This window comes from Mesorhizobium sp. M2A.F.Ca.ET.067.02.1.1 (assembly GCF_004023285.1).
Classification (GTDB): Bacteria; Pseudomonadota; Alphaproteobacteria; order Rhizobiales; family Rhizobiaceae; genus Mesorhizobium.
Genome location: NZ_RZSB01001344.1, coordinates 1 through 667 on the forward strand (window position 1 = coordinate 1; position 667 = coordinate 667).

1 protein-coding gene is annotated in these 667 nt (G+C 67.9%); it reads right to left on the reverse strand.

Features of this window, described 5'->3' with window-relative positions:
• Window positions 1-33 precede the first annotated feature (33 nt).
• Window positions 34-667 (reverse strand): endonuclease/exonuclease/phosphatase family protein (locus EOA28_RS37720; RefSeq protein ID WP_148671210.1); only part of this gene is annotated, 634 nt, incomplete at its 5' end.

A 667-nucleotide genomic window follows, 5' to 3' on the forward strand; every position in this document is an offset into this window, starting at 1 on the left:
GCCGTATACCGGCTGACCGTCGTCGGCGGCAATCTACAGATGCACGAAAGCCGTCAGCGGCAGATGGTCGGAGGCGACGCGCGACAGCGGCGTGTCATGCGCCTCGACGCCTGAAACCAAACCGTGCCGATTGCCCATGATGCGGTCGAGCGCCAGCACCGGCAGGCCCGACGGGAAGGTCGGCACCGCCGGCGGCGTCGGCCCGAAGGTCGTGTGCAGTGTGTTCAGCGCCGAGCGGTTGCCGAGCCGCCATTCGTTGAGGTCGCCGAGCAGCAGCGTCGGCCTTTCATCGGCGCTGCTCATGATGTCGAGCACGACCCGGGCCTGTTCGGAGCGCGAGCGGCGCAAAAGGCCGAGATGGGCGGCGATCACGCGCAGCGACCGTTTCTCGTCAAGATCGATCTCGGCGACCAGCGCGCCGCGCGGCTCCAGTCCCGGCAGCTTGAGTTGGTGGACGTCGCGTACGGTGCCGCGTTTGAACAGGAGCACATTGCCGCGCCAGCCATGCCCCTTGCCGTTGCCCGAGACCGGCACCGGCACGAGTCCCGTCTCCAGTTCCAGGCGAGCGAGATCGAGCAGCCCGGCCCTGTCGCCGAAGCGATTGTCGGCTTCTTGCAGGGCGATCACATCGGGGCTGATCTCGCGGATGACGCGGGCCGTCCTGTCA